This is a genomic window from Ruegeria profundi (assembly GCF_020171505.1).
In the GTDB taxonomy this organism is placed as follows: Bacteria; Pseudomonadota; Alphaproteobacteria; order Rhodobacterales; family Rhodobacteraceae; genus Ruegeria; species Ruegeria profundi.
Map to the genome: position 1 here is coordinate 789,851 of NZ_JAIUZS010000003.1, position 13,170 is coordinate 803,020.

Sequence of the window (13,170 nt, forward strand, 5' to 3'; positions counted from 1 at the left end):
AGGCAGTGCAATGAATACTGAAAGTACGACCGAGCCCGTAATTGAGGCAAATCAACTGGATCTGACGTTCCAGACAAATGACGGACCGGTCCACGCGCTTAAAGACGTGAACCTGTCGATCAACAAGGGTGATTTCGTCAGCTTCATCGGCCCTTCGGGCTGTGGCAAGACGACCTTTTTGCGGTGTATCGCAGCGCTTGAAACACCAACCGGGGGCGCGCTGACTGTCAATGGCATGACACCGGATGAGGCGCGGCGAAACCGGGCCTATGGGTATGTGTTTCAGGCAGCGGGGTTGTACCCGTGGCGGACTATCGCGAAAAACATCAAACTGCCGCTTGAGATCATGGGATACTCATCAGCCGAACAAGATGAAAGGGTGAATAAAGTTCTGGAACTTGTTGATCTAAATGGATTTGGCGGCAAGTTCCCGTGGCAGTTGTCAGGTGGCATGCAACAGCGTGCGAGCATCGCGCGGGCGCTGGCGTTTGATGCGGATCTTCTGCTGATGGATGAACCTTTCGGGGCGCTGGATGAGATTGTGCGCGACCACCTCAACGAACAGCTTCTGGCGTTGTGGGCGCGGACAGAAAAGACCATCGGGTTTGTTACTCACTCGATCCCTGAGGCTGTGTATCTCAGCACCAAGATCGTTGTGATGAGCCCGCGGCCGGGGCGGATTACGGATGTAATCGACAGCCCTTTGCCGAAGGAGCGACCTTTGGATATTCGGGACAGCCCTGAATTCATCGAAGTTGCGCATCGCGTTCGTGAAGGTCTGAGGGCAGGGCATTCGGATGACTAGTACGGGGATAAGGTCATTCTGGGCGGTCTTGACCGTTGTCGGCGTCATCATTCTGTTCTGGTATGCGGCCAGCGTGCCGATGAACATCAAGGGTGTGCTGACCGAACTCGAACGGGCCGGAGAATCCGTCGATCCGCCTAACGCGGCCGATCGGCGGGATATGAATGAGTTTGGGCTGATCTTCGACAACAGCTTTGCGATTGACGAAACGTGGGAGCAGGACCGCCCGCGTCTACCGGCGCCGCATCAGGTGGCAGAAGAGTTGTGGGACAGCACGGTCGAGAAAAAGATCACCTCAAAAAGATCATTGATCTACCACTCTTGGGTAACACTCAGCGCGACAATGCTTGGATTTGCGATCGGTACGGGGCTCGGCATTCTGCTGGCCGTTGGTATCGTGCATAGCCGCGTGATGGACTTGTCGGTCATGCCTTGGGCCATCGTTAGCCAGACTATACCGATTATCGCTCTTGCGCCGATGATCATCGTGGTCCTGTATTCTGTGGGCATTCAGGGGATCATTCCCAAAGCGATCATTTCAGCTTACCTCAGCTTTTTCCCGGTCGTGGTTGGAATGGTGAAGGGGCTGCGCAGCCCCGATGCGATGCAGTTGGACCTTTTGCGCACCTATAACGCCAGCCAGTCGCAAGGGTTCTGGAAGCTGCGTTTGCCGGCGTCCATGCCTTACCTGTTTACCTCGCTAAAGATTGGTATCGCGGCCTCACTCGTCGGAGCCATTGTTGGCGAGTTGCCGACCGGGGCGGTTGCCGGTCTGGGCGCGCGTCTGCTGGCAGGGAGCTATTACGGTCAGACAGTGCAGATCTGGTCGGCGCTGTTTGCGGCAGCGATATTGGCAGCATGTCTTGTTGGTCTGCTGGGCCTGATCGAGCGTTCGGTTCTGAAACGGATGGGGATGGCGCAATGATACTTGTTTTCTGCGCTATCCTTCTGTGGTTGTTCGGCTGGTGGGTAAATAGCCGACTGGCTAGCGGACCCTATGCCGATACGCCGACCGTGCGGTTTCTAGCGCCCCTTATCTTTGGTCTTACGATCATAGGGATATGGGAACTGACAGTGCGGGGGCTTGATGTACCCTTGGTCATCCTGCCTGCGCCATCCTTGATCGCAGTGCGTTTTGCAGACAGCCTGCCAATTCTTTGGGCTGACTTTGTTCAGACGATCATCAAAGGGGCGCTCAGCGGTTACATCATCGGGTGCGGATCGGCCTTTTTGGTGGCGATTGCCGTGGACAGGTGGGATTTCTTGCGGCTTGGGTTGCTACCGGTCGGTAACTTCGTCGCAGCCCTGCCCATCGTGGGAACCGCCCCCATTTTGGTGATGTGGTTCGGTTTCGACTGGCATTCCAAAGCGGCGGTGGTCGTGGTGATGGTGTTCTTTCCGATGCTGGTAAACACTGTAGCTGGCCTCCGAGAAGCCACGGCCATGCAGCGCGACTTGATGGAGACTTACGCGGCGACCTATTGGCAGAGCTTTCTTAAACTGCGCCTTCCTGCAGCGATGCCGTTTATTTTCAATGGGCTAAAGATTTCTACCACTCTTGCGCTGATTGGCGCTATCGTGGCCGAGTTCTTTGGTTCGCCGACCTTGGGTATGGGGTTTCGGATTTCAACCAGCGTTGGGCAGCTTTCGCTGGATATGGTCTGGGCCGAGATCGTCGTGGCCGCCTTGGCCGGGACGGCGTTTTACGGCTTGGTGGCCATGATCGAAAAGGCGGTAACCTTCTGGCACCCGTCGCAACGCGGATAACGAAGATTAAACAGACCTCGAAAACGGGGCACCAACAACAACTAGGAGAGATGAAGATGAATAAGCTACTCAGCGGGGCGATTGCTGCCTTCAGCCTGGCAGCCAGTACGGCCTTGGCAGCGGATGAAGTAACGCTGCAATTAAAGTGGGTCACGCAGGCACAGTTCGCGGGCTATTACGTCGCCAAGGACAAAGGGTTTTACGAAGAAGAGGGGCTGGATGTTACGATCCTGCCGGGCGGTCCGGATATCGCGCCGACGCAGGTGATTGCAGGCGGTGGCGCCGATGTCACCGTTGAATGGATGCCCGCCGCGCTTGCCGCACGCGAAAAGGGCTTGCCGCTGGTCAATATCGCGCAACCGTTCAAAAGCTCTGGCATGATGCTGACATGCTGGAAAGATGCTGGAATCTCGTCACCAGAAGATCTTAAGAACCGCACCTTGGGTGTTTGGTTCTTCGGCAATGAATTTCCGTTCATGAGCTGGATGAGCCAGTTGGGCATCGACACCAGCGGCAAGAGCGAGAACGGTGTTGAGGTTCTGAAACAGGGCTTTAACGTCGATCCACTGTTGCAGCGTCAGGCCGATTGCATCAGCACCATGACCTATAATGAATACTGGCAGGTGATCGACGCCGGTGTTAGCCCGGATGAGCTTGTCACCTTTAAATACGAGGAACAGGGCGTCGCCACGCTTGAGGACGGCTTGTACGTTCTGGAAGAAAACCTGAGCGATGAAGCATTTGTGGACCGCATGGAACGTTTTGTTCGCGCCTCGATGAAAGGCTGGAAATACGCCGAGGAAAACCCGGATGAAGCAGCTGAAATCGTGCTGGAGAATGATGCGACCGGTGCTCAGACGGAAGAACATCAAAAGCGCATGATGAGCGAGATTGCCAAGCTGACTGCCGGTTCAAACGGCGCGCTCGAAGAGGCGGACTTTCAGCGTACGGTGGATACTCTGTTGGCCGGTGGTTCCGATCCTGTGATCACCAAGCAGCCCGAGGGCGCGTGGACACACACGATTACCGATGCTGCCCTCAACTGATCTTTAGCAAATTCCGAGACTGGCGCGGTCCCAACTGGGACCGCGTTTCCTTTTGGTGCATAGGAATTGGCACTGTACTTGAGTTGAGAAACGAGTAGTATTCTTTTGTAATTTGACGCGTTTTATACGGCTAATCCTAGAATACAGAAGAAAATGCAAAGTTTTGCAGCAGAACTCACCGCAGCCATGGCTTTGATCCTGAACGGGGATGCAGAGCTTTGGGCGATTGTGTTGTTGTCCCTGAAGGTTTCGCTTTTCGCTGTTCTGATTTCTGCGCTGATCGGCATGCCCTTGGGGGCCGCCTTGGCGGTTGCGCGGTTTCCCGGTCGGCGTGTGTTGATCGTTCTGATGAACGCCCTGATGGGTCTTCCTCCGGTCGTTGTGGGGCTTCTGGTGTATCTGATGTTGTCGCGTTCGGGTCCGCTTGGAGTTTTTGAGCTGCTGTACACGCCAACCGCCATGATCATCGCACAGGTGGTTCTGGTCACCCCCATTATCGCGGCGCTGACCCGTCAAGTCATCGAGATGCTGGCTGAGGAGTATTCGGAACAGCTCCGCTCGTTGGGCGTGTCGCGGCCCGCCTCGGTCCCGGTTTTGTTGTGGGATGCGCGGTTGGCGCTGGTAACGGCGCTTTTGGCTGGTTTCGGGCGCGCCATTGCTGAGGTCGGGGCGGTGATCATCGTGGGCGGGAATATCAACCATGTGACGCGGGTGATGACGACGACAATCGCGCTTGAGACGTCCAAGGGTAACTTGGCGCTGGCGCTGGCTCTTGGCGCGATCCTGATCGGCATCGCGGTTGCCGTGACTGCCATGGTCAGCACACTCAGCTTGCGGGCCGAACAGGAAGGGCTGCGCCATGCGTGACCTGGTTTCAGATATGGCAAGTTGCCTGTCGGTGGGGGGTGTACGGATTACGCGCAAAGGTAAGGCTTTGCTGGATGTACCCAGTTTGAACCTCGACGGGCCGGGACCAACCTTGATCCTTGGACCGAACGGAGCAGGCAAGAGCCTGTTGCTGCGGTGTCTACATGGGTTGATTGTACCAGATCGTGGCCAGGTGATGCAGGATGGCGTGCCCCTGGACGCTTACCACAAAACACGACAGGGGATGGTGTTTCAACAGCCTGTCTTGCTGCGCCGGTCTGTTGCGGCAAACCTGGATTTTGTCTTGAAACGCCGAGGTTTGCCCCGCAGTGAACGGAAAACCCGTATCCAGGATTTGCTGACCGAGGGTGGGCTGGATGGCAAGGCTCGGCAGTCTGCCCGGTCGTTGTCTGGGGGGGAGGCGCAACGTCTGGCTATTCTGCGCGCCCTCGCGCTTAACCCCGAGACGCTGTTTCTGGATGAACCCACCAGCGCGCTTGACCCGAGCGCCACGCAGATGATCGAACGGATGGTTCAGCGGGCCTCATCGCGCGGCGTGCGTATCGTGATGGTGACGCATGATATTGGTCAGGCCCGACGATTGGCTGCCGACATCGTAATGATGCAGGGCGGTCGGGTGGTTGAACATGGCGCAGCGCAACAGGTGTTGGATACCCCCAAAAGCGACGCCGCACGCCGATATCTGGCAGGCGGGTTGGTTACTTAATTTGAAATTGGAGTTCTAAATGATCCGGAACATTGTTCAGGCAAGCTTGATCGCTGTCGGTTTGACGGCGACAGCGGCGAGCGCCGAAGCGCCGTTCATCGTAGTTCAATCGACAACCTCGACCCAGAATTCGGGCCTATTGGACTATATCCTTCCGGGGTTTGAGGCTGAAACGGGCATAGATGTCCGGGTGGTTGCTGTTGGCACTGGTCAGGCGATCCGTAACGCGATTAACGGGGATGGGGATGTGCTGTTGGTGCATTCCAAACCAGCCGAGGAGAAATTTGTGGCCGACGGCTGGGGCGTTCAGCGTTTTGACGTGATGTATAACGACTTTGTTCTGGTCGGGCCGAAGTCTGATCCGGCACAGGTGAAGGGCGGCACAGATATCGTGGCTGCACTGACTGCGGTCGCCGAGGCAGAAGCGCCCTTTGCTTCGCGCGGGGATGACAGCGGCACGCACAAGGCAGAGATGCGCCTGTGGGATGCCGCAGCTGCCGACCCCATAGCGGCATCAGGGACGTGGTACCGAGAGACCGGCTCGGGTATGGGGGCGACGCTGAATGTGGCAAACGGAATGGGGGCTTACGTGCTGACGGATCGCGCCACATGGCAATCCTTCGGGAACAAGGACAATCTTGAGGTTCTGGTCGAAGGCGATCCGCGTTTGTTCAATCAGTACGGTGTCATCCTTGTGAACGCGGAAAAGCACCCTCATGTTCGCGCCGCTGCAGGTCAGAGGTTCATCGACTGGCTCATCGGGCCGCATGGTCAGGAAGCGATCGCGTCGTACACGCTGGACGGTCAGCAGTTGTTTTTTCCGAACTCAGAATAACGCGTCAGCCGCTGGCCCCGTTGTGGTGGATTGTTCCCAATCCAGACAGATCATAGCCACCAAATTCGGCGGCGCGGATGCTGAAACGTTCTGATTGCAGAAAGCCCAGCAGCTTCAGCATCGGGTCATCGAAATAGGCGCGTCGCCAGATGGCGAGATCCAGACGTTCGGAATGGGTCGGGACGAATTTCAGGTCGTAGAGCCCAGCCAAGGCAACCAGCCCGAACCCAACCTCGGCCTTGCTGTCGTGCAGGGCAATGGCCAGTTCTTCTTCGGTGCGGGCAGCGGTGGGTAGAGTGTCCAGATCGTCGCGCATCAGCCCGTGGGCTTCAAGCTGCGTGTCGAATAGCCGCTGACTGGCGGCGCTGTCCTGACGTAGGATCACGCGCTGTCCTTTCAAATCGGAAAATCCGGAGATGCCCGTGGCTTCTGGGGACAGAAGCAGCCCGCGCTGCCGCAGCGCGATTTCGTAAAGAACAACCGGAGCCTCACCGAGATTGGCGCGCAGGGACTGCGTGTTAAAGCCGTTGTCTTCGTGAATATGCAGCGCCGCGGCTTGTGCGCTGCGATCCTTCAGGCGTTCCAACCCATCGAACGAGCCGTCATAATACGTCGCCAGACCCGATCCACTTTCACGCAGCGCCCAATCCAGCAACGGATCATGGCTGCCTGCGACAATCGGGGGCAGCGGAGGTTCTGCCACCTGCGGGCCTGAGCGTGAGGCATTAAGCCATGCGATAACCTCGGCCCTTGGAAACAGCAGCTTACCCATGGCTCGCACACAGGGAACCTCACCAGATGAGGCAAGGTCATAGGCCTTCCGCTCGCCAATGCGCAGCAGGTCGGCCAGCTCTTTCGTCGTCAGGTATTCAGACATTTAGTCGAGGCGCACAGCGGATCCGGATCCCACATCCGCCGCGCTGAATCCCATCTGTTGCAGCGCAAAGGGTGCAGCAGCGGTAATCACGACCATTGCGGCCACAGCGGCAATAAAGGCTTTCATCGGTCTCCTCCGGTTGCGTTCTCCGGTGCCGTTGCGCGGCGCAGAAAGGCGACCAAATCGTCGCGGTCTTGCGCTTGTGTGATCCGTTGCATCGGCATCTTTGACCCCGGAATGTAGTGGTCTGGCCCTTCGTCGAAAAGGGCATTTATCGTATCGTCATTCCAAATGATATCAGAGTCTTGCAGCGTATCCGAGTAGAAATATCCCGGCAATGTTCCAGCCTTTCGACCAAAGACGCCATGCAATGTCGGACCCGCCCGTCTTTCCCCATCCGGTGTCAGGCTATGACAGATCGAGCATTTGCGGGCAAACTGGCGTTCACCATTGCTCATCTCTTCCGGGTTTTTGAGGAAACTTGGTTCAATCGAAGCCATTTGCGCCTGATCACCAAGTGCCGAGACAGGCCAACTATACATCGTCTCATCAATACCGCCCGCGTGAATGTTCCGTCCGTCGGTAGAAAACGCCAAAGCCCAAACCGGCCCACGCAGGGTGGCGCGGAAATCCTGTGCGATACGCCAGTCCTTCGTGTCGATGATCATGATGTAACCTTCACCGTCGCCCACTGCCAGCATTGTGCGATCCGGGCTAAGCGCCAAGGCGAGGATGGGACGGCGGCCTAGGGTAAAATCGCGCTCTTCACCGGTATTCAGATCCAATATGCGCGTCACACCGTCCACCGCTCCATAGGCAATCCAGTTGTCTTGGGTGTTCAGAACAAGCTCATTTATCCCAAAGCCATGTTCGACCAGACGCCGGGTTTCTTCGCCGCTGGCCACATCCCAAATTCGCAATGTTCCATCCATACCGGCGGAATACAATGTGGCGCCATCGGAAGAGAAGGCGACAGCGTTAACCCCGCTACCGATGGTTAGGGTATGTGCACTTGAACCGTCCTCGGGCCAAAGTCCGATGGTACCGTCCCAACTTGCCGTTGCCACGTGAGTTTTCGAGGCCGCAAGACCCACGATCTTTCCCTTGTGACGGCCAACAACCTCGCCGCCCGGCCAGCGGCGCAAGGTAAAGTCATCCCCGGCTGAGAAGATCGCACGCCCGTTGAAAGAGACACAGTTGACGGCGGCCTCGTGCCCCTCAAGCCATTCCGGCTTGCCGTCCGACCACAGCCCAACGGAATTATCGAAGCTTGCCGTTGCGATCCGCCCGTCAGGCGCGGTCGCGATCCCCATGATCGGGCCGCCGTGACCTTTGAGCGTAAAGAACTCGGCCAAGGCGGGCAGGGGGATCAGAGCAAGTGCAACGGCCAGCCAGCGCATCTATTCCGCAGGCGAGGCCGCAGCTTTGCCGGCTTCTTTTTCCTGCACCTCTTCCAACCACAGCGAGTGATGTTCGCGTGCCCATTGTTCTTCAACTTCACCCGTGCCCATGGCATCGAACGCGCCTTCCATCCCGACAGAGCCAAGGTAGATATGCGCAATGATAATGGCGATGAAGATATAGGCGACGATCACGTGCCAGAGCTGCGCGTACTGCATCTCTTCCTGCGGGGACATTTGCGTCGGCAGGTTCAGGCCAAGCATCTGAGGAATTCCCGTGGCATTTGCGACCGAGAAGGTTTTGGCGAACATCGGCAGTTCGAACGGGAACAACAGCGACAAGCCTGACAGGCTGATCGATACACCCAACAATACACAGGCCCAGAAGATCACCTTTTGGCCAGCGTTGAATTTCTTGGCGGGCGGATGGCTGCCTTTGGTGAATAGCCCACCTCCGGCGGCCAGCCATTTCAAGTCGGTGCGGTTGGGGATGTTGTGCGCGATCCAATTCACGGTGATGATGACCAACCCCAGCATAAAGGCCCAGGCCAGATTGTTGTGCAGCCACTTGCAGCCCTGCGCGATAGTCGCGAACCCTTCTTTTCCAAAGATCGGGATAAGGAAGTCGCGGCCATAAAGGGTCAGCAGGCCCGTTATTCCCAGTACCAGGAATGAGCCCGCAAATAACCAGTGGCCGAAACGTTCAAACCCGTTAAAGCGAAGCACGGTCCGGCCTGTTTTTTCCCCGTCTATGCGAATTCTTCCGCGCAGCAGGAAAAACAGCACGAGGATAGCGAGCATGCCAACAATGATATACGTTCCGTATTCGCGTAGCGGACCGGTGCGAAATGCCATCCACCACATACCACCGTCCTGAATCAGAACGCTGTCGGCGGGTCCGCGCGACGACACTGTTACGTCGGCCGAACCGTAGCGCAACGCGCGGTAGACGTCGCTGTCCGAGGCAACCCCGCGTGTCCCGAACTGCCCCAGTAGGCCCTCAACATTGCCTTGGCCGGTGTTTTGCGATCGGTAGCTGTCATCCACTTTTTCACCGCGCTGACGTGCCAGGATATCCTCTAACGTGGTTGCGCCACCGGTCGAGGTACGCTCGTTTGTAGTGGCTGGCGCCTCTGTCTCGTTGGTTTGCGCGATGGTGGCTTGTGCCAGTCCAATGGTAAACAGCAATGCGATGAATAAGCGGAACATCTGAACCTCGGTCAAAATCCCTGATCAGGCGACCCACGCATGCAGGTCGCCTGTTTGGTTTACGGAAAGCGGCCTTAGCCGTCTTTCTGGTCGTAAGCCGTGCCCCAGCCCCAAGCGCCCGAGCCAAAGCCGCGCGCGACGACACGCTCACGGTAGATGGCGGACACCACGTCGCCGTCACCGGCGAGCAGGGCTTTCGTGGAACACATCTCGGCGCAGATGGGCAGTTTGCCTTCTGCGATCCGGTTGCGACCGTATTTGGCGAACTCTGCGGTCGAGTGCGTTTCCTCGGGCCCACCGGCGCAGAAGGTACATTTGTCCATCTTGCCGCGTGATCCGAAGTTGCCCGCCTGCGGATACTGCGGCGCGCCGAAGGGGCACGCATAGAAGCAATAGCCGCAGCCAATGCACAGGTCCTTGGAATGCAGGACGACCCCTTCTTCGTTCTGATAGAAGCAGTCGACCGGGCACACCGCCATGCAAGGCGCGTCCGAACAATGCATACAGGCCACCGAGATCGAGCGTTCGCCCGGGTCACCGTCATTGATCGTCACCACCCTGCGGCGGTTCACGCCCCACGGCACCTCGTGTTCGTTCTTACACGCGGTGACGCAGGCATTGCACTCGATGCAGCGTTCGGCGTCGCAGAGAAATTTTGCTCTTGCTGCCATGTTCTCTTTTCCTCCCTTACGCTGCCCAGATTTTGCACAGAGTCGCTTTGGTCTCTTGCATCTGGGTCACTGAATCGTAGCCATAGGTCTGTGCTGTGTTGGTGCTTTCACCCAGCACATAGGGATCGGCGCCTTTCGGGTATTTCGCCCGCAGGTCCTCGCCCTGGAAATGGCCACCGAAGTGGAATGGCATGAAGGCCACGCCGGCACCGACCCTGTTGGTCAGCATCGCCATCACCTTGACCTTGCCTCCTTCCGGACCTTCAACCCAGACCTGTGATCCGTCGCGAATTCCAAGGTTGTTGGCATCGCGCGGATTGATCTCGACGAACATGTCCTGCTGAAGCTCAGCCAGCCATGGATTTGACCGAGTCTCATCCCCGCCGCCTTCATATTCGACCAGACGACCTGACGTGAGGATTATCGGGTAATCCTTTGAAAAGTCGTTCTTCTGGATCGAAGCATAAAGGGTCGGTAGGCGATAAGCCTGACGGTCTTCGTAGGTTGGATAGTCCTCCACCAGATCGCGCCGGTTGGTATAAAGCGGCTCGCGATGCAGTGGGATCGGATCCGGGAAGGTCCAGACGACCGCGCGGGCCTTGGCGTTCCCGAAGGGCGCGCAGCCATGCTTGATCGCAACCCTCTGGATACCGCCGGAAAGGTCGGTTTTCCAGTTGGTCTCTGGTCCCGCAACGGCGTCGATGGCCGCGCGTTCCTCATCCGTCAGGTCTCCATCCCAGCCAAGGTCCATCAGCATTTGCATCGTGAATTCGGGATATCCATCCTGAATTTCCGACCCAACACTATAAACCCCTTCGGCCAACAGGTTGTCACCATCGCGTTCCACGCCAAAGCGCGCGCGGAAGGTCAGGCCACCTTCGGCCACCGGTTTGGACATATCATAAAGGTTCGGTGTCCCTGTATGACCCATTTCCGGTGTTCCCCAGCAGGGCCAGGGCAGGCCGTAGTATTCGCCGTCATTCGGACCGCCAACAGCCTGCAGCGTGGTTCTGTCGAACGTGTGCTGATTGGCCATGTGACTTTTCAGACGTTCCGGCGATTGGCCTGTATAGCCGATGGTCCAGAGGCCGCTGTTGAACTCACGCGTGATGCTTTCAACATTCGGGGTCTCGGGGTCCTCCATCTCGATATTGCGGAACAAACGATCCGCCCAGCCGAACTTGTTTGCGAATTTGGCCATGATGACCTCGTCCGGCAGGCTTTCGAACAGCGGTTCGACCACTTTATCGCGCCATTGTAGCGACCGGTTCGAGGCCGTGACCGAGCCACGGGTTTCGAACTGCGTACAGGCGGGCAAGAGGTAGACGCCATCGGTGCGGTCATGCAGAACGGCCGAGACGGTGGGATACGGGTCGATTACGACCAGCATGTCCAGCTTCTCCATCGCCGTCTTCATCTCCGGTCCTCGCGTTTGCGAGTTCGGAGCGTGACCCCACAGAACCATGGCACGAACGTTGTTGTCCTGGTCCATGTTTGCCGGGTCTTCCAGAACACCGTCGATCCAACGAGACACGGGAATGCCGCGTTCGTTCTGAAGCGGCTTGTCCTTGCCGTCTTTGTCTTTAATCGAAGCGAACTGACCAGCCAACCATTCTGGGTCTTCACCCCAGACGCGTGCCCAATGGGCCCAAGCCCCTTTTGACAGGCCATAGTAGCCGGGCAGGGTGTGGGACAGAACACCAAGGTCCGTCGCGCCCTGCACGTTGTCGTGGCCGCGGAAGATGTTGGTGCCACCGCCAGACGTGCCCATGTTACCAAGTGCAAGTTGCAGAACGCAGTAGGCGCGGGTGTTGTTGTTCCCGTTTGTGTGCTGCGTGCCACCCATGCACCAGATCACTGTGCCGGGGCGATTGTTCACCAAAGTGCGCGCTACGCGCTTCAGTTGTGAACCGGGTACACCCGTCACGCGCTCGGTTTCTTCTGGCGTCCAGTTGGCGACCTCTTCGCGGATCTGGTCCATTCCCCAGACACGGGTGCGGATGAACTCTTTGTCCTCCCAACCGTTGTCGAAGATGTGCCACAGCATTCCCCAGATCAGGGCAACATCTGTGCCGGGACGGAACCGGACATACTCATCCGCATGCGCCGCGGTGCGCGTAAAGCGCGGGTCACAAACAATCAGCGGTGCGTTGTTCTGCTCTTTCGCGCGCAGAACATGCAGCAGCGAGACGGGGTGCGCCTCGGCCGGGTTGCCGCCGATGATGAAGATCGCCTTTGAGTTATGGATGTCGTTGTAGCTGTTGGTCATGGCGCCGTAGCCCCATGTATTCGCAACACCCGCAACCGTGGTTGAGTGGCAAATCCGGGCCTGGTGGTCCACGTTGTTCGTGCCCCAATAAGCGGCGAACTTGCGGAACAGATAGGCCTGTTCATTGTTGTGCTTTGCAGACCCCAACCAGTACACGCTGTCTGGTCCGGATTCCTGGCGGATGTTCATCATGCCGTCGCCGATCTCGTTGATCGCCTCTTCCCAGCTGATGCGTTTCCACTCTCCGCCTTCTTTTTTCATCGGGTATTTCAGGCGGCGCTCGCCGTGGGCGTGTTCGCGAACCGAGGCCCCCTTGGCGCAGTGCGCACCCAAATTGAACGGGCTGTCCCAGCCCGGCTCCTGACCGATCCATACGCCGTTCGACACTTCGGCAACCACGGTGCAACCGACAGAACAATGCGTGCAAACCGATTTCACTAGGTTGACCGCGCCGGTGGCTGTGGCGGCGGCATTGGCCTGTGTCACGGTTCCACCCGTGGCGCTGATCGCGGCAAGGCCGCCAATCGTCAGGCCCGAGCCACGCAGGAATGCGCGGCGATCGACGGTTTTCTCGCCGATTTGGGACAGGATACTTGTCCGCTGGGGGCGTCTCGCAACCCCGTTGGTCTTTTTCCTAAGCATTTTTCTCCTCCCTTGCTGGCCATGACCTGCATGGCTGGCTTGGTGCTGTTGATGC

The 13,170-nt window shown here is 57.8% G+C and carries 13 protein-coding genes; 7 read left to right on the forward strand and 6 right to left on the reverse strand.

All coding sequences use genetic code 11. The features are described from left to right. Positions 1-10 precede the first annotated feature (10 nt). The 7 genes from LCM21_RS09810 to LCM21_RS09840 all read left to right on the forward strand — a co-directional run bounded on the left by LCM21_RS09810 (position 11) and on the right by LCM21_RS09840 (position 6,047). Positions 11-805, forward strand: coding sequence for an ABC transporter ATP-binding protein (locus LCM21_RS09810; protein WP_224890434.1), 795 nt, complete (start codon positions 11-13; stop codon positions 803-805). Then, positions 798-1,730, forward strand: a complete 933-nt coding sequence (locus LCM21_RS09815; protein WP_263618943.1) for an ABC transporter permease — start codon at positions 798-800, stop codon at positions 1,728-1,730. Before LCM21_RS09810 ends, LCM21_RS09815 begins: the two co-directional genes overlap by 8 nt. Then, positions 1,727-2,572, forward strand: coding sequence for an ABC transporter permease (locus tag LCM21_RS09820; RefSeq protein ID WP_224890435.1), 846 nt, complete (start codon positions 1,727-1,729; stop codon positions 2,570-2,572). Before LCM21_RS09815 ends, LCM21_RS09820 begins: the two co-directional genes overlap by 4 nt. Before the next feature lie 56 nt (positions 2,573-2,628). Beyond that, complete coding sequence (locus LCM21_RS09825; RefSeq protein ID WP_068335291.1) at positions 2,629-3,618, forward strand: ABC transporter substrate-binding protein; 990 nt, start codon at positions 2,629-2,631, stop codon at positions 3,616-3,618. A 153-nt stretch (positions 3,619-3,771) separates the two neighbouring features. Next, the gene (locus LCM21_RS09830; RefSeq protein ID WP_224890436.1) at positions 3,772-4,485 is read left to right on the forward strand and encodes an ABC transporter permease; all 714 of its coding nucleotides are present in this window, start codon (positions 3,772-3,774) and stop codon (positions 4,483-4,485) included. Beyond that, positions 4,478-5,212: an ATP-binding cassette domain-containing protein gene (locus LCM21_RS09835; RefSeq protein WP_224890437.1), complete on the forward strand. Its 735-nt coding sequence runs from the start codon at positions 4,478-4,480 to the stop codon at positions 5,210-5,212. The genes LCM21_RS09830 and LCM21_RS09835 overlap by 8 nt, the downstream gene beginning before the upstream one ends. 19 nt (positions 5,213-5,231) lie before the next feature. Next, the gene (locus LCM21_RS09840) at positions 5,232-6,047 is read left to right on the forward strand and encodes an ABC transporter substrate-binding protein (protein WP_224890438.1); all 816 of its coding nucleotides are present in this window, start codon (positions 5,232-5,234) and stop codon (positions 6,045-6,047) included. Positions 6,048-6,051: 4 nt separating this feature from the next. On the opposite strand, the gene LCM21_RS09845 is transcribed toward LCM21_RS09840, so the two are convergent. The 6 genes from LCM21_RS09845 to LCM21_RS09865 all read right to left on the reverse strand — a co-directional run bounded on the left by LCM21_RS09845 (position 6,052) and on the right by LCM21_RS09865 (position 13,115). After that, positions 6,052-6,924, reverse strand: a complete 873-nt coding sequence (locus tag LCM21_RS09845) for a helix-turn-helix transcriptional regulator (RefSeq protein WP_224890439.1) — start codon at positions 6,922-6,924, stop codon at positions 6,052-6,054. Further along, positions 6,925-7,050 (reverse strand): hypothetical protein, encoded by a 126-nt coding sequence (locus LCM21_RS20710; RefSeq protein ID WP_263618944.1) that lies wholly within the window; start codon positions 7,048-7,050, stop codon positions 6,925-6,927. It abuts the gene before it with no gap. After that, positions 7,047-8,324, reverse strand: coding sequence for a c-type cytochrome (locus tag LCM21_RS09850; RefSeq protein ID WP_224890440.1), 1,278 nt, complete (start codon positions 8,322-8,324; stop codon positions 7,047-7,049). Before LCM21_RS09850 ends, LCM21_RS20710 begins: the two co-directional genes overlap by 4 nt. Continuing rightward, positions 8,325-9,533 (reverse strand): formate dehydrogenase subunit gamma, encoded by a 1,209-nt coding sequence (locus tag LCM21_RS09855; RefSeq protein WP_224890441.1) that lies wholly within the window; start codon positions 9,531-9,533, stop codon positions 8,325-8,327. 74 nt (positions 9,534-9,607) lie between these two features. Beyond that, positions 9,608-10,204: a formate dehydrogenase FDH3 subunit beta gene (gene fdh3B, locus LCM21_RS09860; RefSeq protein ID WP_039530246.1), complete on the reverse strand. Its 597-nt coding sequence runs from the start codon at positions 10,202-10,204 to the stop codon at positions 9,608-9,610. A 16-nt stretch (positions 10,205-10,220) separates the two neighbouring features. Next, on the reverse strand, positions 10,221-13,115 hold the full coding sequence (locus LCM21_RS09865) for a formate dehydrogenase subunit alpha (RefSeq protein WP_224890442.1): 2,895 nt from the start codon (positions 13,113-13,115) through the stop codon (positions 10,221-10,223). Positions 13,116-13,170: the final 55 nt, after the last annotated feature.

Bases quoted from the DNA above. Each gene is read 5' to 3' on its own strand.
- LCM21_RS09810 (WP_224890434.1), top strand. From the start codon at position 11: ATGAATACTGAAAGTACGACCGAGCCCGTAATTGAGGCAAATCAACTG.
- LCM21_RS09815 (WP_263618943.1), top strand. From the start codon at position 798: ATGACTAGTACGGGGATAAGGTCATTCTGGGCGGTCTTGACCGTTGTC.
- LCM21_RS09820 (WP_224890435.1), top strand. From the start codon at position 1,727: ATGATACTTGTTTTCTGCGCTATCCTTCTGTGGTTGTTCGGCTGGTGG.
- LCM21_RS09825 (WP_068335291.1), top strand. From the start codon at position 2,629: ATGAATAAGCTACTCAGCGGGGCGATTGCTGCCTTCAGCCTGGCAGCC.
- LCM21_RS09830 (WP_224890436.1), top strand. From the start codon at position 3,772: ATGCAAAGTTTTGCAGCAGAACTCACCGCAGCCATGGCTTTGATCCTG.
- LCM21_RS09835 (WP_224890437.1), top strand. From the start codon at position 4,478: ATGCGTGACCTGGTTTCAGATATGGCAAGTTGCCTGTCGGTGGGGGGT.
- LCM21_RS09840 (WP_224890438.1), top strand. From the start codon at position 5,232: ATGATCCGGAACATTGTTCAGGCAAGCTTGATCGCTGTCGGTTTGACG.
- LCM21_RS09845 (WP_224890439.1), bottom strand. From the start codon at position 6,924: ATGTCTGAATACCTGACGACGAAAGAGCTGGCCGACCTGCTGCGCATT.
- LCM21_RS20710 (WP_263618944.1), bottom strand. From the start codon at position 7,050: ATGAAAGCCTTTATTGCCGCTGTGGCCGCAATGGTCGTGATTACCGCT.
- LCM21_RS09850 (WP_224890440.1), bottom strand. From the start codon at position 8,324: ATGCGCTGGCTGGCCGTTGCACTTGCTCTGATCCCCCTGCCCGCCTTG.
- LCM21_RS09855 (WP_224890441.1), bottom strand. From the start codon at position 9,533: ATGTTCCGCTTATTCATCGCATTGCTGTTTACCATTGGACTGGCACAA.
- fdh3B (WP_039530246.1), bottom strand. From the start codon at position 10,204: ATGGCAGCAAGAGCAAAATTTCTCTGCGACGCCGAACGCTGCATCGAG.
- LCM21_RS09865 (WP_224890442.1), bottom strand. From the start codon at position 13,115: ATGCTTAGGAAAAAGACCAACGGGGTTGCGAGACGCCCCCAGCGGACA.